Origin of the sequence: Bradyrhizobium quebecense, from assembly GCF_013373795.3 — a bacterium.
In the GTDB taxonomy this organism is placed as follows: Bacteria; Pseudomonadota; Alphaproteobacteria; order Rhizobiales; family Xanthobacteraceae; genus Bradyrhizobium; species Bradyrhizobium quebecense.
Map to the genome: position 1 here is coordinate 1,482,702 of NZ_CP088022.1, position 20,017 is coordinate 1,502,718.

The 20,017-nt window shown below is 67.0% G+C and carries 22 protein-coding genes and 1 riboswitch; of the genes, 15 read left to right on the plus strand and 7 right to left on the minus strand.

The annotated features are described in order from the left end of the window. Positions 1–3: 3 nt before the first annotated feature. From HU230_RS06875 to cobU, 4 genes are read right to left on the minus strand one after another with little or no spacing between them, the layout of a single operon-like run. Positions 4–183, minus strand: a complete 180-nt coding sequence (locus HU230_RS06875) for a CbtB domain-containing protein (RefSeq protein WP_176535112.1) — start codon at positions 181–183, stop codon at positions 4–6. Between the two features lie 44 nt (positions 184–227). Beyond that, positions 228–572, minus strand: a complete 345-nt coding sequence (locus tag HU230_RS06880) for a hypothetical protein (RefSeq protein WP_176532346.1) — start codon at positions 570–572, stop codon at positions 228–230. Beyond that, positions 550–1,182 carry a 5,6-dimethylbenzimidazole synthase gene (gene bluB / locus HU230_RS06885; RefSeq protein WP_176535111.1) on the minus strand — a complete coding sequence of 211 codons (633 nt, stop codon included), beginning with the start codon at positions 1,180–1,182 and terminating at the stop codon, positions 550–552. The genes HU230_RS06880 and bluB overlap by 23 nt, the downstream gene beginning before the upstream one ends. Before the next feature lie 32 nt (positions 1,183–1,214). Further along, positions 1,215–1,718 (minus strand): bifunctional adenosylcobinamide kinase/adenosylcobinamide-phosphate guanylyltransferase, encoded by a 504-nt coding sequence (cobU, locus tag HU230_RS06890; protein WP_176532345.1) that lies wholly within the window; start codon positions 1,716–1,718, stop codon positions 1,215–1,217. A 167-nt stretch (positions 1,719–1,885) separates the two neighbouring features. Between cobU and cbiB the strand changes: the two genes are divergently transcribed. Next, positions 1,886–2,809 carry an adenosylcobinamide-phosphate synthase CbiB gene (cbiB, locus tag HU230_RS06895; protein ID WP_210284543.1) on the plus strand — a complete coding sequence of 308 codons (924 nt, stop codon included), beginning with the start codon at positions 1,886–1,888 and terminating at the stop codon, positions 2,807–2,809. An 11-nt stretch (positions 2,810–2,820) separates the two neighbouring features. Beyond that, positions 2,821–3,786 carry a threonine-phosphate decarboxylase CobD gene (gene cobD / locus HU230_RS06900; protein WP_176532343.1) on the plus strand — a complete coding sequence of 322 codons (966 nt, stop codon included), beginning with the start codon at positions 2,821–2,823 and terminating at the stop codon, positions 3,784–3,786. Positions 3,787–3,790: 4 nt separating this feature from the next. Here cobD and HU230_RS06905 read toward each other — a convergent pair whose 3' ends face one another. Both HU230_RS06905 and cobO read right to left on the minus strand, forming a co-directional pair. Beyond that, positions 3,791–5,239: a cobyric acid synthase gene (locus HU230_RS06905; protein ID WP_176532342.1), complete on the minus strand. Its 1,449-nt coding sequence runs from the start codon at positions 5,237–5,239 to the stop codon at positions 3,791–3,793. Between the two features lie 11 nt (positions 5,240–5,250). Continuing rightward, positions 5,251–5,904: a cob(I)yrinic acid a,c-diamide adenosyltransferase gene (gene cobO / locus HU230_RS06910; RefSeq protein WP_176532341.1), complete on the minus strand. Its 654-nt coding sequence runs from the start codon at positions 5,902–5,904 to the stop codon at positions 5,251–5,253. 36 nt (positions 5,905–5,940) lie between these two features. Next, positions 5,941–6,156: riboswitch (cobalamin riboswitch) on the plus strand. A gap of 93 nt (positions 6,157–6,249) precedes the next feature. Between cobO and HU230_RS06915 the strand changes: the two genes are divergently transcribed. The 7 genes from HU230_RS06915 to cobJ are packed head-to-tail and all read left to right on the plus strand — an operon-like array spanning position 6,250 to position 14,157. Then, complete coding sequence (locus HU230_RS06915; RefSeq protein WP_176532340.1) at positions 6,250–6,624, plus strand: DUF1636 family protein; 375 nt, start codon at positions 6,250–6,252, stop codon at positions 6,622–6,624. Further along, positions 6,621–7,655 carry a cobalamin biosynthesis protein CobW gene (gene cobW / locus HU230_RS06920; protein ID WP_176532339.1) on the plus strand — a complete coding sequence of 345 codons (1,035 nt, stop codon included), beginning with the start codon at positions 6,621–6,623 and terminating at the stop codon, positions 7,653–7,655. The genes HU230_RS06915 and cobW overlap by 4 nt, the downstream gene beginning before the upstream one ends. Beyond that, positions 7,655–10,903: a cobaltochelatase subunit CobN gene (gene cobN, locus HU230_RS06925; RefSeq protein ID WP_176532338.1), complete on the plus strand. Its 3,249-nt coding sequence runs from the start codon at positions 7,655–7,657 to the stop codon at positions 10,901–10,903. The genes cobW and cobN overlap by 1 nt, the downstream gene beginning before the upstream one ends. Continuing rightward, positions 10,900–12,063: a precorrin-3B synthase gene (cobG, locus tag HU230_RS06930; protein WP_176532337.1), complete on the plus strand. Its 1,164-nt coding sequence runs from the start codon at positions 10,900–10,902 to the stop codon at positions 12,061–12,063. Before cobN ends, cobG begins: the two co-directional genes overlap by 4 nt. Continuing rightward, positions 12,063–12,692, plus strand: coding sequence for a precorrin-8X methylmutase (locus HU230_RS06935; RefSeq protein ID WP_176532336.1), 630 nt, complete (start codon positions 12,063–12,065; stop codon positions 12,690–12,692). The genes cobG and HU230_RS06935 overlap by 1 nt, the downstream gene beginning before the upstream one ends. A 2-nt stretch (positions 12,693–12,694) precedes the next feature. Next, positions 12,695–13,426, plus strand: coding sequence for a precorrin-2 C(20)-methyltransferase (locus tag HU230_RS06940; RefSeq protein ID WP_176532335.1), 732 nt, complete (start codon positions 12,695–12,697; stop codon positions 13,424–13,426). Further along, positions 13,423–14,157 carry a precorrin-3B C(17)-methyltransferase gene (gene cobJ / locus HU230_RS06945; protein ID WP_176532334.1) on the plus strand — a complete coding sequence of 245 codons (735 nt, stop codon included), beginning with the start codon at positions 13,423–13,425 and terminating at the stop codon, positions 14,155–14,157. Before HU230_RS06940 ends, cobJ begins: the two co-directional genes overlap by 4 nt. Here the strand turns inward: cobJ and HU230_RS06950 are convergent. Further along, positions 14,133–14,882 (minus strand): cobalt-precorrin-6A reductase, encoded by a 750-nt coding sequence (locus HU230_RS06950; RefSeq protein ID WP_176532333.1) that lies wholly within the window; start codon positions 14,880–14,882, stop codon positions 14,133–14,135. The two genes, cobJ and HU230_RS06950, sit on opposite strands and share 25 nt — an antisense overlap. On the opposite strand from HU230_RS06950, the gene cbiE reads away from it, so the two are divergent. The 6 genes from cbiE to cobF are packed head-to-tail and all read left to right on the plus strand — an operon-like array spanning position 14,881 to position 19,998. Then, complete coding sequence (cbiE, locus tag HU230_RS06955; protein WP_176532332.1) at positions 14,881–16,062, plus strand: precorrin-6y C5,15-methyltransferase (decarboxylating) subunit CbiE; 1,182 nt, start codon at positions 14,881–14,883, stop codon at positions 16,060–16,062. The genes HU230_RS06950 and cbiE overlap by 2 nt on opposite strands. Continuing rightward, on the plus strand, positions 16,059–16,427 hold the full coding sequence (locus HU230_RS06960) for a cobalamin biosynthesis protein (protein ID WP_176532331.1): 369 nt from the start codon (positions 16,059–16,061) through the stop codon (positions 16,425–16,427). The genes cbiE and HU230_RS06960 overlap by 4 nt, the downstream gene beginning before the upstream one ends. Further along, entirely contained in the window at positions 16,424–17,209 is a 786-nt protein-coding gene (gene cobM / locus HU230_RS06965) for a precorrin-4 C(11)-methyltransferase (protein WP_176532330.1), read from the plus strand. The genes HU230_RS06960 and cobM overlap by 4 nt, the downstream gene beginning before the upstream one ends. Continuing rightward, on the plus strand, positions 17,206–18,516 hold the full coding sequence (locus HU230_RS06970) for a cobyrinic acid a,c-diamide synthase CobB (protein WP_176532329.1): 1,311 nt from the start codon (positions 17,206–17,208) through the stop codon (positions 18,514–18,516). The genes cobM and HU230_RS06970 overlap by 4 nt, the downstream gene beginning before the upstream one ends. Further along, entirely contained in the window at positions 18,513–19,241 is a 729-nt protein-coding gene (cobA, locus tag HU230_RS06975) for a uroporphyrinogen-III C-methyltransferase (RefSeq protein WP_176532328.1), read from the plus strand. The genes HU230_RS06970 and cobA overlap by 4 nt, the downstream gene beginning before the upstream one ends. Positions 19,242–19,248: 7 nt before the next feature. Next, the gene (cobF, locus tag HU230_RS06980; protein ID WP_176532327.1) at positions 19,249–19,998 is read left to right on the plus strand and encodes a precorrin-6A synthase (deacetylating); all 750 of its coding nucleotides are present in this window, start codon (positions 19,249–19,251) and stop codon (positions 19,996–19,998) included. Positions 19,999–20,017 lie beyond the last annotated feature (19 nt).

A 20,017-nucleotide genomic window follows, 5' to 3' on the forward strand; every position in this document is an offset into this window, starting at 1 on the left:
AGATCAGTGGCAGGGGAATGCGTTGGAATGGCGCACGTCGTGCGCGGCGTTGTGGATCACGTCGATGTGCGAGAAGCCGACCACTCCGACAATGAACAGGCCGAGCGACATCGCCATCAGGGATTGCGAAAGCCGTCCGACCTGTCGGGCGGCGACCGGCAGATGCGTGACCTGGGATTGCATGACCTGGGATTGCATGACCTGGGTTTGCGCGGCCGGGGACTGGCTCATGGTCGTTCTCCACGTTCGATTTGGTCGGCTTCTAGCAGCTTTCGAGCGATGTCGCGACTGGTAAGATGCAGATTTGTTCCAAAGGGGATGCGCTTGCGCGGGATCTTGGCGCGTGCCGCGGCCCTGAACGCGTCTTCAAACCGCGCGAAATAACCGATGCAGCCTTCCGGCGTCGGGTCGGCGCCAAGCAATGTTCGAAACGCGCCCCGATGTACCGCGCAGATGGCGCCGTGCTCCGGGAGCGGAAAAACCAGGGAGGCGATGTCGGCGCGCCAGTGGGCGGCGCTGTTCGAGGCGCCGCTGCCGCCCGGAGGTTGGTCAGCGCCGGATGGTGAATTCATCCGGACCTCGCCGCGATTCCCACTTGGCCTGCTCGAGCTCCGGACGGTCGCATTCCACCTCGGGGTAACCGATGCAGAGGTAGCCGATGAATTTCCACGTATCGGGTATTTCCAGAATCTCGTGAACGCGGCCTGGATTGAAGATCGAGACCCAGCCGAGCCCGATGCCTTCCGCGCGCGCGGCAAGCCACATCGAGCAGATCGCGGCCACCACCGAGTATTCGGTTGTCTCCGGCATTGTGGCGCGCCCCAGGCCGGAGCCGATCTGGTCGGTCTTTTCGGCGAACACGGCCAGATGGCCGGGCGCCTCTTCGAGGCCGGATAGTTTCAATGCGGCATATTTTGCTGCACGCTCACCGGAATAGGATCGCAGCGCGTCGGCGTTGCAGCTCTTGAAGTCCTCGATCACCGCGCGGCGCCGTGCCGCATCGTCGACAATGACGAACCGCCAGGGTTGGCTCAACCCGACCGAAGGCGACAGGCAGGCGATCTCGATCAGCCGCTCCATCGTGCCGTCCGGCAGCGGATCGGCTAAGAAGCGCCGCACGTCGCGCCGCCACACGAACAGTTCGTGCAGTTGCCGACGAAACGCCTCGTCGAATGCGACCATCGCGGGGCCTTTGGCGGGATCGATCGTGTTGCTCATTTCAGCTTCATCGGCAGGCCCGCAACGACGAACTCGACCTCGTCCGCCACGCCGGCAATGCTCTGGTTCATGAGACCTGCGGCGTCGCGGAAGGTCCGCGCCAGTGCGTTGTCAGGCACGATGCCGAGGCCAACCTCGTTGGTGACCATGATGACCGGGCTGCGCTGGCGCGCCAGCGCGTCCGCCAGCCGCGCGACTTCCTGCGACCAGTCGCGCTCGGCATGCAGCAGGTTGGACAGCCAGAGCGTCAGGCAATCGACCAGCCTTGCGCCGCCGCCATCGGTCTCGGCCAGCGCCGCCACGAGGTCGAGCGGCACCTCGCGTTCGATCCAGTCGCTGCCGCGGCGCGCACGATGCCTGGCGATGCGCTCATCCATTTCCGCGTCGAGCGCCTCGGCGGTCGCAACATAGACCGGCTGACCTGGAAAGCTGCGCGCGCGCAATTCGGCACGGCGGCTTTTTCCGGACCGGGCTCCGCCGGTGATCAGAATGACGGCCATAGGGGCTCCTGTCGCGAACCGGTATCCGCTTCGCCTCGAAAACGCTCTAACCACCAATCGCGGCAAAAGACAAAGCCGAAATCCGCTATGGAGGGCTTGCACTCGGCCGACGTCTTGCGCATCAGGGGGATCGCGGCGAGGAGAGGTGCGTGGGTTTTGCGGGAGCAATGGCGGTGGCGATGGCTGTGGACGTCTTGATCGGCTGGCCGGATTGGCTGTTTGCCCGCATCGGCCATCCCGTGACCTGGCTCGGCCGGCTGATCCATCTCGTCGATACCGCCTGGAACCGTGCCTCCGATCCGCCGGCGTTTCGGCGCATCGCCGGTGTCGCGGCTGTCATCCTGGTGATCACGCTGGCAACGGCGCTGGGTTGGGCCGTGCAGTCTTTACTCCCATCCGGATGGGTTCGCGTCGTCCTTGTCGGCGTGCTGGCGTGGCCGCTGGTGGCGCTGCGCTCGCTGCATGACCATGTCGCCGCGGTGGCACATCCGCTTGTGTCCGGCGACATCGGGGCCGCGCGTGCGGCGGTCGCACAAATTGTCGGACGTGATCCCGCAACGCTCGACGACGCCGGCATCGCGCGCGCGACCATCGAGAGCCTTGCCGAGAATGCATCCGACGGCATCGTGGCGCCGGTGTTCTGGGGGGCGCTGTTCGGCCTGCCGGGAATCCTTGGCTACAAGGCGATCAACACACTGGATTCCATGATCGGTCATCGCACCGAGCGGCATGAAGCCTTCGGCTGGGCCGCTGCGCGGATCGACGATCTCGCCAATCTCGTTCCGGCACGGCTGACCGGACTGCTGTTCGTGCTGCTTGCACCGCGCTTCTCGCAGGCGTGGTCCTGCATGCTGCGCGATGCGCGGCACCATCGCTCGCCGAATGCGGGCTGGCCGGAAGCGGCGATGGCCGGCGCGCTCGGTGTGCGGCTCAGCGGGCCCCGCATCTATCACGGCAGCGTCGCGAACGAGCCCTGGCTGAACGAGGGGGCGCGCGATCCGGCCGCCGCTGATGTCCTCACCGGGCTGAAACTCTATCGTTACGCCATGATGCTGTTGGCCGCTGCGTTCGTGGCCCTGGCGCTGGCGTGAAGGAGCGGCGCATGCGCGAGCATGGCGGAAATCTCGATGTCGCCCAGCAGCGCTTCGGCGGCGCCGCGGAAGACTGGATCGACCTGTCGACCGGTATCAATCGGGTGCCGTATCCTGACGTTGATGTCGTGCCGCGGCAGTGGAGCGCGTTGCCGTCGCGCTCCGATATCGAGTCGCTGCACAACGCCGCGCGGCAGGCCTACCGCACCGACGCGCCGATCGTGGCGATGAGCGGTGCGCAGGCCGCAATTCAGTCGTTGCCGCATCTGGCGCCGCGCGGGCGAGCGCGGATTCTTGCACCGACCTACAACGAGTATGCCGGGATGTTGTCGGCGGCCGGTTGGGATGTTGCCGAGGTGTCCGATCTCGCAGCGCTTGCGGGAGCGGACATTGGCATCATCGTCAATCCGAACAATCCCGATGGCAGACGCCATGATCGGCACGAACTGCTCGCGCTGTTGCCGCGCGTTGGCCGGCTCGTGATTGACGAGAGTTTTGCGGACGCTGTACCCGACCTGTCAGTTGCAGGAGAGGCCGGACAATCCGGGCTCCTGATCCTGCGCTCATTCGGCAAGTTTTACGGACTTGCGGGCTTGCGGCTCGGCTTCGCTATCGGCAGCGAGCCGGATATCGCTGCGCTTGCGGCGATGGCGGGCCCATGGCCGGTTTCGGGTGCCGCAATTGCGATTGGACGGCGCGCGCTGCTCGATCGCGACTGGGCGAGGGCGACGACCGCACGGCTGGCGGACGACTGCGTCAGGCTCGATGCGGAAGCGCAATCGCTGGGCTGGACGCTGCTCGGCGGCACGTCGCTGTTTCGTCTCTACGAGACCGGCGACGCGCTGGCCGCGCAGGACAAGCTTGCCCGCGGCCAGATCTGGTCGCGCGTCTTCCAGCAAAAGCCGGGATGGTTGCGCCTCGGTCTGCCGGGCAGCGAGGCCGAATGGTCCCGTCTTTCCGCCGTGTTGTCGCGTTGATGGTTTAGCGCGCCAACGCGAGCAGGCCTTCCACATCAAGATGGGTCTCGATGTGCTCGGCAAGCGCGTCAAGCGCGCTCTCGACCCTGGCGTCGTACGGCTGATCCGCCGCAGGGATATCGAGCTGCGCAAGGAACGCCTTGCGAAATCCGTCCGAGGTGAACAGGCCGTGCAGATAGCTGCCGTGAACGCGCCCGTCACGCGACATGGCGCCTTCCGGCGAGCCGTCAAGCATTGAAAAGGGCCGCGCGCGATCCGGGCCGCCGGTGTGTCCGATGTGGATCTCGTAAGCGCTGATCGGTTGATGGGTCGCAGCATGCATCGCGCTGACGCGGGTCAGCGTCTTCTGTTCGGTCATAACAGTCGTGACATCGAGAAGCCCGAGGCCAGGCGTTTCGCCGGCGAGCCCCTCGATCCCGTCGGGATCGGCGACGCTCTGCCCAAGCATCTGGTATCCGCCGCACAGCCCAAGGATATGGCCGCCGCGGCGATGATGCGCCAGCAGGTCGATGTCCCAGCCTTGCGCGCGCAGGAAGGCGAGATCGCCGCGGGTCGATTTCGAGCCGGGCAGGATGACGAGCTTCGCGTCGCCCGGAATGGCTTCGCCCGGCCGCACCATCACGAGATCGACGCCGGGTTCGAGCTTCAGCGGATCGAGGTCGTCGAAGTTGGCGATCCGCGACAGTGCCAGAAACGCGATCTTGCACTGACCGGGCTTGCGCGCCTCGCCAAGCCCGAGCGCGTCTTCGGCCGGAAGCTCGCCGGCGCGAACGAACCAGGGTAGCACGCCAAAGCCGCGCCAGGCGGTGCGGGCTTCGATCAGCCGGTAGCCGTCGTCGAACAACGTCGGATCGCCGCGGAATTTGTTGATGACAAAACCCTGGATCATCGCAGCATCATCAGGATGGATCACCGCCTGGATGCCGACGAGCTGCGCGATGACGCCGCCGCGGTCGATGTCGCCGACCAAGACCACGGGCACGCCAGCTTTGCGCGCAAAGCCCATATTGGCGATATCGGACTTGCGCAGATTGACCTCGGCCGGGCTGCCGGCGCCTTCGACCAGCACGAGATCGGCGCGCTCTTTCAGGCGCCCAAAACTCTCCATCACCGCGCCCATCAGCGACGGCTTCATGGCGGCATATTCGCGCGCGCCTGCGGTCGCGATCCGCTTGCCGTGCACGATGACCTGGGCGCCCATATCGGTTTCCGGCTTCAGCAGCACCGGGTTCATGTCGGTGTGCGGCTCGGCGCCGGCAGCGAGCGCCTGCAATGCCTGCGCGCGTCCGATCTCGCCGCCGTCGACGGTCACGGCGGCGTTGTTGGACATGTTCTGCGGCTTGAAGGGCAGCACGCGCAGGCCGCGTCGTCTCGCGGCACGCGCGAGGCCGGCGACGATGAGCGACTTGCCCACGTCCGAGCCGGCTCCCTGGATCATCAATGCGCGCGCCATGGTGATGTCCGTCAGAACTCGACGCCCGGCTGGGCCTTGATGCCGGAGCGGAACGGATGTTTCACCAATGTCATCTCGGTGACGAGGTCGGCGATCTCGATCAGCTCCTCCTTGGCGTTACGCCCGGTGAGCACGACATGGGTCATCGGCGGCTTCGACGTGGTCAGGAACTCGACGACATCGGCGATCGCCAGATAATCGTAACGGAGCGCGATGTTGATCTCGTCGAGCACCACCATCCGCAGGCTCGGATCCGCGATCAGCTGCTTGGCTTTTTCCCAGCCGGCCTGCGCTGCCGCGATGTCGCGGGCGCGGTCCTGCGTCTCCCAGGTAAAGCCTTCGCCCATCGCGTGGAATTGACAGAGATCGCCGAAATGCCCGGTGAGCAGCCGGCGCTCGCCGGTATCCCAGGCGCCCTTGATGAATTGCACCACGGCGCAGGGAAAGCCGTGCGCCACGCAGCGCACGATCATACCGAAGGCGGAGGAGGATTTTCCTTTGCCGGCGCCGGTATGAACGATGATCAGGCCCTTTTCACTGCTTTTGGTCGCCATGATCTTGTCGCGGGCGACCTTCTTTTTCGCCATTTTGGCCGCATGCCGCGCATCCAGCGAAGGGTCGGTGCCGACGTCGCGATCGTCAGCGTCGTTTCCATCAGAAATCATCACGTTCCTTCGGCTTGACAAGTGCGAGGCCAGGACGAATGGTGACCCCGCGTTGGTTCCTGTCCTACGACAGGCGAAGAGGGAATGCGATAGGGCTCGGACCGCGAGGTTTGCCCGAAGCGCAGCCGCCCCCGCGACCGTGACCGGAGAGATGCCCAAGCCACTGATTCCCTGATGGAGTCGGGAAGGTGGGCATCACGGGAGAAATCCTACTCCGCAAGCCGGGAGACCTGCCGACGCAGTGTGTTTGAGACCGGCGGACGGGGTGTTCCGCGACGGGGAACGAACCTGTTCACGTCAGGTTCGTGTGCCTCATCGCTTCCCGCAGTCAATCCAGGAAGGGCGATGAGCGTTACACTTCATGTCTGTATCACCTGTCGCGCAGGCCAGACGCTGGCCGAAGGCGAGCCCGCGCCCGGTGCGCGCCTGCATGCCGCGCTTGTTGAGGCCGGCGTGCCCGACGACGTCAATCTGGTTCCGGTCGAATGCCTGTCGGCCTGCAGCCAAGGCTGCTCGGTCGCGCTCAGCGCGCCGGGGCGATGGTCCTATGTCTACGGCCGCCTGTCGGCTGATCATGCCAGGGATGTGATCGCCGGCGCCTCTGCCTATGCCGCCGCGCCTGACGGCATCGTGCCGTGGCGCAGCCGCCCGGAAATCTTTCGCAAGCAATCGCTTGCCCGCATTCCACCCATCGCCGTCGTGCCGGAGGCCGCAGAATGATGACGCTCGCCAAGGTTCCGGTCACCGTCGTGACCGGCTTTCTCGGGTCCGGCAAGACGACGCTGATCCAGCATCTGATCCGGAATGCCAACGGCAAGAAGCTCGCGGTGCTGGTGAACGAATTCGGCAGCGAAGGCGTCGACGGCGAGATCCTGAAGTCCTGCGCCGACGCCAATTGCCCGACCGAGAACATCGTCGAGCTCGCCAATGGCTGCATCTGCTGCACCGTCGCCGACGATTTCATCCCGGCGATGGAGCAATTGCTCGCGCGCCCTGTGAGGCCCGATCACATCGTGATCGAGACGTCCGGCCTCGCGCTGCCGAAGCCGTTGTTGAAGGCGTTCGACTGGCCGGAGATTCGTTCGCGAATCACGGTCGACGGCGTGATCGCGCTGGCCGACGCCGAGGCTGTTGCCGCCGGCCGTTTTGCGCCCGATCCCGCCGCGGTGGATGCGCAGCGCGCGGCCGACGACAATCTCGATCACGAGACGCCGCTGTCCGAAGTGTTCGAGGACCAGATCGCCTGTGCCGATATCGTGCTGCTGACCAAGGCCGATCTCGCCGGAGCCGAGGGGATCAAAGCGGCCAAGGCGGTGATCGCGGCCGAGATGCCGCGCGAGGTGCCGATGTTGCCCATCGTCGACGGCGCGATCGACGCCCGCGTGATCCTCGGTCTTGAAGCGGCGGCAGAGGACGACCTCGCGTCGCGGCCGTCCCACCATGATGGTGAGGACGACCACGAGCACAACGACTTCAATTCCGTGGTGATCGATCTTCCGGAGATTTCAGACGTCGATGCGCTGATCGCGTCGATCAAGGGGCTGGCACGCGAGCAGAACGTGCTGCGGGCCAAGGGCTATATCGCGGTCGAAGGCAAGCCGATGCGGTTGCTGGTGCAATCGGTCGGCGAGCGGGTGAGGCATCAATTCGACATGCCCTGGGGCGCGCGGGCCCGGCAGTCGAAGCTCGTCGTGATCGGCGAACACAGCGATGTCGATGAGGCCGCGATCCGGGCGCGACTAGGTGTCTGATGCACGTCGTCTTCCGCGAGAGCCGCGGCCTTGAGGAGACCGCGACGCCAAGGGACCTCGGCCAGGATCCGGCCGATCTCGTGGTGCTGTCGTTTTCCGACAGCGATCTCGCCGCGTTCGCGGCCGGCTGGCGGCGGGGCCGCGCCGCGCTGCCGTCGCTGCGGCTCGCCAATCTCGCGGAGCTGCGCCACCCGCTGTCGGTCGATACCTATATCGAGCGGACACTGTCGCAGGCACGCGGCATCCTGGTGCGGCTGATCGGCGGCGAACCCTATTGGTCATACGGGCTGGCCGCGGTGCATCGGTTGGCGAAGGAGCGCGGCATCGCCCTGGTCGTGCTGCCGGCGGATGGTCGCGACGATCTGCGGCTGGATGAATTCTCGACCTTGCCGGTCTCGACGCTGCGCCGCCTGAAGGTGCTGTGCGACAAGGGCGGCCCCGTTGCCGCGCAGGCCGTGATCGCGCAACTGGCGCTGGCGTCCGGCCTCTATGCCGGGCCTGTCGTCGGCGAGATCGATCTTCCCGAGATCGGCGTCTACGATTCGCGGCGCGGTGCCGTCGCGGCGCTGCCGGCATCGGATGGCCGACCGCTTGTGCTGGTGACCTTTTATCGCTCCTATCTGGCGGCCGGCGACACGGCGCCGGTCGATGCGTTGATCGAGGCTTTGCGCGAAAAGGGATTCGATGCCCACGGCGTGTTCGTCACCTCGTTGAAGGCGGCGGGGGTGGCCGATTGGCTGCGCGTTCAGTTCGCGCAATGCAGCCCGGCCGCCATCGTCAATGTGACCGCGTTCTCCGCGGCGGGTGACGACGGTACGACGCCGTTCGATGCCGTATCGTGCCCGGTGTTCCAGGTCGCTCTGTCCACGGCGCGGCGCGAGGATTGGGCCGTGTCGCTGCGCGGCCTGTCGCCCGGCGATCTCGCGATGCATGTGGTGTTGCCGGAGGTCGACGGCCGCCTGTTCACGGGCGTCGTGAGCTTCAAGTCGCCAGGCGAGCGCGATCCCGATCTGCAGTTCGCGCATCTTGCGCATCAGCCGGATGCCGAGCGCGTCGCAGCGGTCGCCGCGCACGTAGCAGCCTGGCATCGGCTTGCCGGCAAGCCGGCGCAAGAGAAGCAGCTCGCGCTCGTACTCTCGAACTATCCCGGTCGTCCGCATCAGATAGCGCATGCCGTTGGTCTTGATGCGCTTGCCTCGCTGGAGCTGTTGCTGACCGATCTTGCGGCCGCAGGCTTTGACCTTGAGCCGGTGGGGCCGCTGGGAGACGCGCTTTTGCACCGGAAGCTGACATGGGACGTGGCCGAATATCGCGCAGCGATCTCCAGCCTCCCGCAGCAGCTCCAGGACGATCTTTCGCGTGCATGGGGCGCGCCGGAGGATGATTCCGACTGCCGCGACGGCGCGTTTCATTTCGCGGCGATCCGGTGCGGCAAGTCGATCATCGCGGTTCAGCCGGAACGCGGTGAGGTCGGTCAGCGCGATGCCGACTATCACGATCTCTCGCGCACGCCGCGCCATGCCTATGTCGCGTTCTATCTGTGGCTCAGGCAGCAGGGCATCGATGCCGTCGTCCACATGGGCGCGCATGGAACGCTGGAATGGCTGCCCGGCAAGTCGGTTGCGCTGTCATCCGCATGCTGGCCGGAAGCGCTGATCGGCGATCTGCCGGTTGTCTATCCCTTCATCGTCAACGACCCCGGCGAGGCCGCGCAGGCCAAGCGCCGGATCGGTGCCGTGATGATCGGCCATCTGCCGCCACCGCTGGCGCAGGCGGCGGTGCCGGAGGGCTTGCGCAGGCTCGAGCGTTTGCTCGATGAATATTCGACTGCGGACGGCCTCGATCCGGCGCGGCGGCAGCGCCTGATTGCCGCGATTCGCGAGGAAGCGCGCATCGCCGGGCTGGAGGACGATCTCGGTCTCGCGGCGTCAGTCTCCGCAGCCGAGGCCATTCCCCAGATCGATCGTTTCGTCTGCGATCTCAAGGAAAGCCAGTTCGGCGACGGGCTTCATGTGTTCGGGCAGGGCGCTTGCGGAGAGGCGGAGAGGGCAGCGCTGCGCGATGCGCTCGCGGGTCGGCGTGTTGCGTCGGGGCCGTCGGGCTCGCCCTATCGCGGGCGGAGCGACGTGCTGCCGACCGGACGCAATTTGTTTGCGGTCGATCCGCGCGCGGTGCCGACGCCGTCCGCGCATGCGCAAGGCGTGAAGCTCGCCGAAGAGCTGCTGCGCCGTCATTTGCAGGATCACGGCGACTGGCCGAAAGGGCTGGTCGTCGATCTCTGGGGCTCCTCGACGATGCGCACCGCCGGCGAGGACTTTGCGATGGCGCTGCATCTCGCCGGGATCGCGCCGCGCTGGGATCATGGGTCGGGCAGGGTGTCGGGCTACGACATCATCGCGCCGGCGGAACTCGGCCGTCCGCGCATCGACGTGACGCTGCGCGTGTCGGGGCTGTTTCGCGACGTCTTCTCCGGTCTTGCGCAGTTGTTCGAAGCTGCGACCGAGGCGTTGTCCGAACGCAACGAGGAGAGCGACGAGAATCCTTACCGGCAGCGCGTCTCGCGCGTGTTCGGGCCTCGCCCCGGACATTATGGCGCCGGCATCGCGTCTGTCCCGGACGTCTTCACGGAGGAGGCGCGCGACGCGGCCGGCGAAGCCTGGCTGTCGGCATCGTCCTGGGCCATTGCATCCGATGGCGAGATCAGGCCCGACCGCGCGGGCATCGAGGCACGGCTCGCCTCTGCCGACAGCTTCGTCCACACCCAGGACTTGCCGGAGACAGACTTGTTGCTGGCGGCGGACTATGCCGCGCATGAGGCCGGCATCGCCGCCGCGGCGCGGCGGCTCGGCGCAAAGGTCCCGTCGCTCTATCACCTCGATGCGACGCGGCCGGATCAGCCGCATGCCCGTTCCTTGACCGAAGAAATCTCGCTTGTGGTGCGGGCGCGCGCCGCCAATCCCGCGTGGATCACTGGCATGATGCGCCACGGCTTCCGCGGCGCCGCCGAAATATCGGCGACCCTGGAGCACATGGCGGCGTTCGCGCATCTCGCTGGTGCAGTGCCGCCGCACCTGTTCGACCTCTATTACGACGCGACGCTCGGCAATGACGACGTTCGCGCCTTCATGGCGCGCGAGAATCCGGCTGCGCTGGCTGCGATCGAAACCTGCTTCATCCGGCTGCACGACGCGTCGCTCTGGCAGACGCGGCGCAATTCGATTGCAGCTGCGCTGCAGGAGGCCTCATGAGCGCGGTCGCGATCAAGGGCTGGTGTCCCGGCGCGCTGCGGCCGATGCAGTCGGGCGATGGCCTCGTGGTGCGCATCCGTCCGCGCGGCGGGCGGCTGGACGCTGCGCAGGCGGCAGGAATCGCCGATCTGGCTGCGCGATACGGCAACGGCCTGATCGATCTGACCAGCCGCGCCAATCTCCAGATCCGCGGCGTCAGCGATGAGGGTTATCCCGCCTTGATCGATGGGCTCGCCGAGCTCGGATTGCTGGACACAGATTCGGATACCGAGGCGCAGCGCAACGTTCTGGTGACGCCGTTCTGGACCGCCGATGACGACACGCCTTCGCTCGCGGCCGAGCTTGAGCGGGCGCTCGCCAGCGCGTCGCTCGGTCTTCCGACCAAGTTCGGCTTCGCAATCGATGACGGCAGCGAGCGGGTGCTGGCCGGCGCGTCTGCGGATATCAGGATCGAGCGCGATCGCAATGGCGGACTGCTGGTGCGTGCCGATGGCGCACGGTACGGTCGCTCTGTCTCGCGCGGAGAGGCGGTGGATATCGGACTCGCGATAGCCGAATGGTTTGTCATCTCCGGCGGAGCCAAGGGTGAGAAGCGGCGGATGGTGGCTCACCTGGCCGGTGGAGCGAGCCTTCCCGAATTGCTTCGCGGCGATGCCGAGCCGGTGGCTCGATCGGCGGCCCCTGTGCCCGGCCTCTATCCGACTGGTGCGATGGTCGGCGTCGCCTTTGGACAAATGCCGCGGCAGATGCTCAGCCATCTCGCCGGGTGCGCGCAGGCTCTCCGCATGACGCCGTGGCGGATGGTGCTGGCGGAGGGGATGCATGAGATGCCCCGCGGCGCGGATCTCGTCACTGATCCCAATGATCCGGCGCTCCGCATGATCGCTTGCAGCGGCGCGCCGCGCTGTCGTGAGGCGCATGCCGACACGCGTGCATTGGCATCGGCGCTTGCATCCTTTGTCCCGGCGGATGCCCGGCTTCACGTGTCCGGCTGCGCCAAGGGCTGTGCCCATTCCGGTTCGGCTGACGTCACCCTGGTTGCGTCACGCGAGGGCTTTGACCTCATCCGCGACGGCACCACGCGGGACGCGCCAGTCCTGCGAGGGCTGACCCGTTCGGACCTCATCGCGAATCCCTCCGTGCTGATGGGAGGCCATTGATGCCGCACGTCTATGAGACCGATGGTGCGGCGATCTATCGCCAGTCCTTTGCGACGATCCGGTCGGAGGCCGACCTTGCGCGCTTTACATCAGACGAGGAGCCGGTGGTCGTGCGCATGATCCATGCGGCGGGCATGGTGGGCCTGGAAGCGCATGTCCGCTTCACGCCCGGCATGGCTGGGCGGGCACGGGCAGCCTTGCAGAACGGCGCGCCGATTCTCTGCGATGCGCGGATGGTGTCGGAGGGCATCACGCGCGCACGGCTGCCGGCCGGCAACGCCGTGATCTGCACGCTCGGTGATGTCAAGGTTGCCGAACTCGCGCAATCGATGCACAACACGCGGTCCGCGGCGGCGCTCGAACTGTGGCGGCCGCATCTGGCCGGCGCCATCGTCGCGATCGGCAACGCGCCGACGGCGCTGTTTCATCTGCTCAACATGCTGGAGAACGCCGAGTGTCCACGGCCGGCGGCGATCATCGGCTGTCCGGTCGGCTTCGTCGGTGCCGCCGAGTCCAAGGCGGCATTGATGGCTGCGCCGCCGGTGCCGGCGCTGACGGTCGAGGGACGTCTCGGTGGTTCGGCGATCACGGTCGCCGCCGTCAATGCGCTGGCGAGCCGGAGCGAATAGCGATGGGACGCATCATCTGTTGCGGGCTTGGCCCAGGCGATCCGGACCTGATGAGCGTGCGCGCCGACCGCATGGTGCGTACCGCAAAGCATGTCGCTTATTTTCGTAAGAAGGGACAGCTCGGGCAGGCGCGGCGCATCGTCGACGGCATGCTCGCCGCCGACGTCAGCGAATATCCGATGGAATATCCGGTCACCACGGAGATCGGTTTTGACAGTCCCGAATACGCGCGGCTGCTCGCGGCCTTCTACGACGAATGGACCGAGCGTCTGGCGCGGCTCGCGCGCGCGATCGACGTCGTCGTGCTCTGCGAGGGCGATCCCTATTTCTACGGCTCGTTCATGCATCTGCATGAGCGGCTGCAGGGACGCGTCGAGATCGAGGTGATCGCCGGCATTCCCGGCATGGTCGGTTGCTGGAATGCGGTCGGCCAGCCGATCGCGCTCGCCGACGATGTGACCACCGTGCTGATGGGCACGCTGCCTGAGGCTGAGCTCGCGCAGCGGATGCGCAGCTCCGATGCGCTCATCGTCATGAAGACCGGCCGCAATCTAGCGAAGATCCGCCGCGCGCTCGCGTCCGTGGGCCGCCTCGACGATGCATGGCTCGTCGAACGCGGCACCATGCCCGATCAGCGCGTCGCACGGCTCGCCGATCTCGGCGAGGCAGACTGTCCGTATTTTGCGATCGTGCTGGTGCACGGGCTGGGGCGGCGCAGGGAGGCGGCGCAATGACCGGCACGCTGACCATCGCGGGACTTGGGCCGGGCGACGAAGCGCTGATCACGCCGGAGGTCTCCGCTGCGCTCGCAATTGCGACCGATATCGTCGGCTACGCGCCGTATGTGACGCGCGTGCCGCCGCGCGAAGGGCTCACGCTGCATCCTTCGGACAATCGCGTGGAGCTGCAGCGCGCCCGTGAGGCGCTGTGGCTTGCGGCCGAAGGGCGGCAGGTCGTCGTGGTGTCCTCGGGTGACCCCGGGGTCTTCGCGATGGCATCCGCCGTGTTCGAAGCGCTCGAGGACGCGCCGCAATGGCACGACCTGCCGATCCGCGTTCTGCCCGGTGTGACGGCGATGCTGGCGGCAGCCGCCAGTGCCGGCGCGCCGCTCGGTCATGATTTTTGCGCGATCAACCTCTCCGACAATCTCAAGCCCTGGCCGCTGATCGAGCAGCGCCTGCGGCTCGCGGCCGAAGCCGATTTCGCGATCGCGATGTACAATCCGCGCTCGGCGAGCCGCGCTGATGGCTTTGCGCGGACGCTCGAGATTTTGAAAGAAGCGGGCTGCGGCGAGCGGATCATGGTGTTCGCGCGCGCCGTCAGCACACCCGAGCAGCGGATCGAGACGGTCAAATTGCGCGACGCGCGGCCCGAGATGGCCGACATGCGGACGCTTGTGATCGTCTGCAATTCGACAACGCGGCGGGTCGGCCGCTGGGTCTATGCGCCGAGGCAGGTTCGATGACCGAGCCATTGCATCACCTCGCTCACGCTTTCGACCCGCGGCCTCTCGGGCAGCGGCGGCCGCGTGATCATGATGACGGGAAGGTCGAGCGCGCGGGCGGCATCGATCTTGGCGCGCGCGCCACCTCCGCCGGAATTGCGGGCGACGATCCACGCGATGGAGCGCGCACGCATCAGCGCGAGCTCGCTCTCGAGCGTGAACGGGCCGCGCGAGACGATGACGTCGGCACCGGGCAACGGCAGCGTCTCCTCCGGCGGATCGACGAAACGCAACGTATAGGAATGCTGCGGCCGGCTGCCGAACGGCGCGATGTGCTGGCGGCCGATCGCGAGGAACACGTTGGCGCGGCTATCAGGCAACGCCGCGACCGCCGAGACGACGTCCGCGACCTCGATCCAGCGGTCGCCGGATGTCTTTTTCCACGGCGCGCGTTCGAGCGCGAGCAGCGGCGTCGCGGTTTGCGCGCAGGCGGCGATCGCGTTGCGGCTCATCTCGGCCGCGAACGGATGCGTCGCGTCGATCACATGCGTGATGCCCTCGCGATGCAGATAATCGGCAAGACCGTTGGCTCCGCCGAACCCGCCGATCCGGGTCGGCAGAGGTTGTTCCGCTGGAGCGGCGGTGCGCCCGCCATAGGAATAGACCGCGTCGATCCCCGCGCGGGGCATCGCAGCGGCAAGCAAATTGGCGTCGGCCGTTCCGCCCAGGATCAGGGCGCGCATCATGGGTAGTCCCTGGTTGACCATCATCGGCATCGGCGAAGATGGCCTTGCCGGCCTCTCCGACGCAAGCCGAAAGGCGCTTGGTGAAGCCGAAACGGTGTTCGGCGGCGAAAGGCATCTGGCGCTGGCCGGAATCGCCGAGCGCGGCAGCGTCTGGCCGGTGCCGTTCGATGCGGAGATCGTGCTTGAATGCCGCGGGCGACCGACTGTTGTGCTCGCCTCGGGCGATCCGTTCTGGCATGGCGTCGGCGGAAGCCTCGTCGGGAAATTGCAGCTAGGCGAGTGGGTCGCGCATTCCGCGCCGTCGACGTTCTCGCTGGCGGCGGCACGTTTGGGCTGGCGGCTCGAGAATGTCATCTGTCTCGGCCTTCATGCCGCACCGTTCGAACGGCTGCTGCAGCATCTGGCGCGCTGTGCACGGATCATTTGCCTGGTGCGCGACGGCAGCGCGGCTTCCGATCTCGCGCGCTGGCTCACGGAGCGCGGCTGGGGGCCGTCGGCGGTGTGGACGCTTTCGGCGCTTGGCGGACCGCGTGAGTCCATCGCGCAGCATCGCGCTGACAGCTATGCGGGCGACTCAAGCGACAGCCTGGTCGCTGTTGCGCTGGAGGCGAGGGGAACGCAGGGGATCGCGCGTAGCTCGGGTCTTCCCGACGCACTCTTTGTGCATGACGGGCAACTGACCAAGCGGCCCGTCCGCGCGCTTGCGCTGTCGGCGCTTTCGCCGCGGCCGGGTGAGCAGCTATGGGACATTGGCGCCGGCTCGGGCTCGATCTCGATCGAATGGGCGCTTTGCGGCGGGACGGCGATCGCCGTCGAGGCCCGCCGCGATCGCGCCGCCAACATCCGCAGCAACGCGGCGAGCTTCGGCTTGACGCACCGGATCACCGTCATCGAGGGCAAAGCCCCCGGTGCTTTGTCGAGCCTTGAGGTGCCCGATGCAGTGTTCGTCGGCGGCGGCCTCGATGCTGATATGTTCGATGCGATCTGGTCGCGCATCGCGCCGGGAACGCGTCTGCTCGCGCATGCGGTGACTCTGGAGACCGAGGCTCTGCTTTCCGATCTGCATCAGCGTCACGGCGGCGAATTGATGCGCCTGGAGATCGCGCAGGCCGAGCCGTTGGGGCGGTATCGCTCCTGGAAAGCCGCGCGGCCGATCGTGCAATGGAGCGCGGTCCGATGAGGGTCGCGGGCTTGGGGTTCAGGAGCAATGCCAGTGTCGCGTCGTTGCGCGAAGCGCTCGACGCGGCCGGCGGTCCAGAAGGCCTTGCGGCGGTTGCGACGGTGAGTGACAAGGCCGATGCTGTGGCATTGCGAGCACTGGCACAGGAACTGGGGTTGCCGATCCGGGGCATTCCCGCCGAGATGTTGGCTGAGATGCAAACCGCGACACAATCCGAATTCGTCAGGGCCAGGTTCGGGACGGGTTCGGTGGCCGAAGCAGCCGCAGTCGCAGCCGCTGGGCGCGGCGCGCGCCTGATTTCGGTCAGGGCCGTGTCGCAGGATCAGATGGCCACTGCGGCGATCGCAGAAGGAGACGGCGAATGACGGTGCATTTCATCGGCGCGGGGCCGGGCGCCGCCGATCTCTTGACCCTGCGGGGCCGCGATCTCATCGCTGCTTGCCCGGTTTGTCTTTACGCCGGATCGTTGGTCCCCGAGGGCGTGCTGGCGCATTGCCCGAAGGATGCGCGCATCGTCAACACGGCGCCGCTCTCGCTCGACGAGATCATCGCCGAGATCGCCGCGGCGCATGCCGAGGGCAAGGACGTCGCGCGGCTGCATTCGGGCGATCTCTCGATCTGGTCGGCGATGGGCGAGCAGTTGCGCCGGTTGCGCGCATTGCAGATTCCCTATTCGGTCACGCCAGGCGTACCGGCTTTCGCGGCGGCCGCGGCGGCTCTGGAGTCCGAGCTGACGCTGCCCGGCCTTGCACAGTCGGTGGTGCTGACGCGCACGCCGGGTAGGGCCAGCGCGATGCCTGATGGCGAGACGCTGGCGGCCTTTGCCGCGACCGGTGCGGTGCTCGCGATCCATCTCTCGATCCATCTGCTGGACAAGGTCATAGCCGAGCTCACGCCGCACTATGGCGCGGATTGTCCGGTGGCGATCGTCTGGCGCGCGAGCTGGCCGCAGCAGCGCATCGTGCGCGCCACGCTTGCGACCCTCGATGCCGCGGTCGGACCCGAGCTCGAACGCACTGCGCTCATCCTGGTCGGCAAGACGCTCGGTGCCGGCGAATTCGCCGAGAGCCGCCTCTATGCGGCCGACTATGACCGCCGCTACCGGCCGGTGGGGCCGGAGCCGCGCTTTCCGGAATCATCGCGATGACCGCGGGGCTCGTGATCTCGGCACCGGCATCCGGCGTCGGCAAGACGACGCTGACCCTGGCGCTGGCGCGCGCCTATCGCAATCGCGGCGTGAGGGTGCAATGCCTCAAGAGTGGGCCTGATTACATCGATCCTGCCTTTCACGCGGTCGCGACGGGACGCGCGTCTGTCAACATCGATAGCTGGGCGATGACGCGCGAGGCGATCGCGCATCTGGCAGGCCGTGGTGCGGATGCCGATCTCGTACTGGCCGAAGGCTCGATGGGACTGTTCGACGGCGTCGCGACGCGCGGCGTCTCGGGTACCGGCGCCACCGCCGATATTGCCGAGATGATGGGATGGCCGGTGCTGCTGGTGATCGACCCCTCCGGCCAGGCACAGACGGCGGCGGCGGTCGCGGCGGGATTGCGCGATTTTCGGCCCGGCGTGCGGCTTGCGGGCGTCGTGCTCAACCGCGTCGCCAGTGCGCGGCACGAAGCGCTGGTGCGCAGCGCCATGGCGGGCACGGGCATTCCGGTGTTGGGGGCGCTGCCCCGACACGCCGAGATCGCCTTGCCGAAGCGGCATCTCGGCCTGGTGCAGGCCGAAGAGCAGGCCGAGATCGACGCTCTGATCGACGAGGCCGCACGCTTCGTTGTCGAGCATGTCGATCTCGACGCCGTGCTGAAATCGGCGCGCGCCTGGTCGCCGCAATCGGCGGTGCGGAGCCTCTACATCACGCCGCCGGGTCAGCGCATTGCGCTCGCGCGCGACGCCGCGTTCTCCTTTGTCTACCCGCATATGCTGGAAGCCTGGTGCGCGGCCGGCGCCGAGATCGTGACGTTCTCGCCACTTGCCGACGAAGCTCCCGACGCGGACGCCGATGTGTGCTGGCTGCCCGGCGGTTATCCCGAACTGCATGCCGCCCGGCTTGCCTCCAACAAGCGGTTTCTTGGGCAGCTGCGTGCCTTTGCGGAGACGAAGCCGGTGCACGGTGAGTGCGGGGGCTACATGGTGCTGGGCGCCGGGTTGATCGATGCCGAAGGCGTGCGCCATGAGATGGCGAGCTTGCTCGGCCTTGAGACCAGCTATGCCAAGCGGCGCATGCACCTGGGCTACCGGCTCGCCGAGCTTGCTGCTGCGATGCCCGGGCATGGTCCGGGTGCACGTCTGCGCGGCCACGAATTTCACTATTCGACGATCATCGCACAACCCGACATGCCGCTTGCGGTGGTGCGCGATGCGACCGGCTCGATCGTTGCGGAGACCGGATCGCGGCGGCGCAACGCAACGGGTACATTCTTCCATCTGATTGCGGAGGACCGGTGAGCGGATTCGTTTCCTTCGTGTCGGCCGGCCCCGGCGATCCCGAACTCCTGACCATGAAGGGAGCCGCGCGGCTGCGTGAGGCCGACGTGGTGCTCTATGATGACCTCGCCTCGGGCGCGATCCTTGATCTCGCGCGCTCCGGCGCCAATCTCGTCGCGGTTGGCAAACGCGCCGGCCGCCTCTCGGCGAAGCAACATCATGTCAGCCGGCTACTGGTCGACTACGCGGCGGCCGGCGTGCGCGTGGTGCGGCTGAAATCCGGTGACGCCGGCATCTTTGGACGGCTCGAGGAGGAGATCGAGGCGTTGCGCGCGGCCGGCATCGGCTACGAGATCATTCCCGGCGTGACCTCGGCCTCGGTTGCCGCGGCGCAGGCCGGCATTCCGCTGACGCGGCGGCTGACCTCGCGCCGCGTCCAGTTCGTGACCGGCGCCGATGTCACGGGCGAGTTGCCCGCGGATTTGAATTGGGGGGCGCTGGCCGATCCCGAGGCGACCACCGTCGTCTATATGGGCCGGCGCACCTTCCCGGCCTTGGCCGCAAGGCTGATCGCGCATGGCCTCGCTCCCGAGACGCCTGCACTGTTGGCGGAGTCGCTCGGCCATGCCGACGAGCGGCTTGTCCGCACCACGATCGCAGAGCTCGCCGAACGGCTTACGCATGCAGGCGCTGCTACCGCGGCGGCCGTTATCCTGTTGGGTGCGCTGGCGCCGGAGCAAGGTTGATACGACCATGTTGACGCTTTCCCTGATCGGTATCGGATGTGGCGATCCGCAGCAGCTCACGCTTGCTGCGATCGCCGCCATCAATGCTGCCGACCTGGTCCTGATCCCGCGCAAGGGGACCGCGAAGTCGGATCTTGCCGACTTGCGCCGAACGATCAGCGCAGAGGCGTTGAACAACGACCGCACGCGCATTGCCGAGTTCGACCTGCCGGTGCGTGACGCCGGCGAGGCGGACTATCGCAAGGGCGTCGACGATTGGCACGATGCGGTGGCCGCAACCTGGTCACAGGAAATCGCGCGCCATCTCGGCGGCGAGGGGCGCGTCGCCCTGCTGATCTGGGGCGATCCCTCGCTCTACGATTCGAGCCTGCGGATTGCGCGACGGCTCGAACCGTTGCCGTCGATCGAGGTGATCCCGGGCATCACGTCGATCCAGGCGCTGTGCGCGGCGCATGCGTTGCCGCTCAACGAGATCGGCGAGCCGTTCCTGGTCACGACCGGCAGGCGGCTCCGCGAGGCCGGTTGGCCGCCGGGCGTCGAAACCATCGTCGTGATGCTCGACGGCGGCGCGGCATTCCAGACGCTGGATCCGGAGGGCTTAAGGATCTGGTGGGGCGCCTATCTCGGCATGCCCGATCAGATCCTCATGGCGGGCGAGCTGGCCGAGGCAGGCCCTCGCATCGTCGCCGCGCGCCGAGATGCGCGTGAGCGGCACGGCTGGATCATGGACGCCTACGTCCTCAAGCGGCGATCGTGATCGAGGGATCGCGTCGGCA

Coding starts and splice junctions, on each gene's coding strand:
- HU230_RS06960 (WP_176532331.1), top strand. CDS start 16,059: ATGAGGGTCGCGGGCTTGGGGTTCAGGAGCAATGCCAGTGTCGCGTCG.
- bluB (WP_176535111.1), bottom strand. CDS start 1,182: ATGGTCGCATTCGACGAGGCGTTTCGTCGGCAACTGCACGAACTGTTC.
- HU230_RS06905 (WP_176532342.1), bottom strand. CDS start 5,239: ATGGCGCGCGCATTGATGATCCAGGGAGCCGGCTCGGACGTGGGCAAG.
- HU230_RS06915 (WP_176532340.1), top strand. CDS start 6,250: ATGAGCGTTACACTTCATGTCTGTATCACCTGTCGCGCAGGCCAGACG.
- HU230_RS06950 (WP_176532333.1), bottom strand. CDS start 14,882: ATGATGCGCGCCCTGATCCTGGGCGGAACGGCCGACGCCAATTTGCTT.
- cbiB (WP_210284543.1), top strand. CDS start 1,886: ATGGCGGTGGCGATGGCTGTGGACGTCTTGATCGGCTGGCCGGATTGG.
- cobN (WP_176532338.1), top strand. CDS start 7,655: ATGCACGTCGTCTTCCGCGAGAGCCGCGGCCTTGAGGAGACCGCGACG.
- cobD (WP_176532343.1), top strand. CDS start 2,821: ATGCGCGAGCATGGCGGAAATCTCGATGTCGCCCAGCAGCGCTTCGGC.
- cobO (WP_176532341.1), bottom strand. CDS start 5,904: ATGATTTCTGATGGAAACGACGCTGACGATCGCGACGTCGGCACCGAC.
- HU230_RS06970 (WP_176532329.1), top strand. CDS start 17,206: ATGACCGCGGGGCTCGTGATCTCGGCACCGGCATCCGGCGTCGGCAAG.
- cobF (WP_176532327.1), top strand. CDS start 19,249: ATGTTGACGCTTTCCCTGATCGGTATCGGATGTGGCGATCCGCAGCAG.
- cobJ (WP_176532334.1), top strand. CDS start 13,423: ATGACCGGCACGCTGACCATCGCGGGACTTGGGCCGGGCGACGAAGCG.
- HU230_RS06940 (WP_176532335.1), top strand. CDS start 12,695: ATGGGACGCATCATCTGTTGCGGGCTTGGCCCAGGCGATCCGGACCTG.
- cbiE (WP_176532332.1), top strand. CDS start 14,881: ATGGGTAGTCCCTGGTTGACCATCATCGGCATCGGCGAAGATGGCCTT.
- HU230_RS06880 (WP_176532346.1), bottom strand. CDS start 572: ATGAATTCACCATCCGGCGCTGACCAACCTCCGGGCGGCAGCGGCGCC.
- HU230_RS06875 (WP_176535112.1), bottom strand. CDS start 183: ATGCAATCCCAGGTCACGCATCTGCCGGTCGCCGCCCGACAGGTCGGA.
- cobW (WP_176532339.1), top strand. CDS start 6,621: ATGATGACGCTCGCCAAGGTTCCGGTCACCGTCGTGACCGGCTTTCTC.
- HU230_RS06935 (WP_176532336.1), top strand. CDS start 12,063: ATGCCGCACGTCTATGAGACCGATGGTGCGGCGATCTATCGCCAGTCC.
- cobG (WP_176532337.1), top strand. CDS start 10,900: ATGAGCGCGGTCGCGATCAAGGGCTGGTGTCCCGGCGCGCTGCGGCCG.
- cobM (WP_176532330.1), top strand. CDS start 16,424: ATGACGGTGCATTTCATCGGCGCGGGGCCGGGCGCCGCCGATCTCTTG.
- cobU (WP_176532345.1), bottom strand. CDS start 1,718: ATGGCCGTCATTCTGATCACCGGCGGAGCCCGGTCCGGAAAAAGCCGC.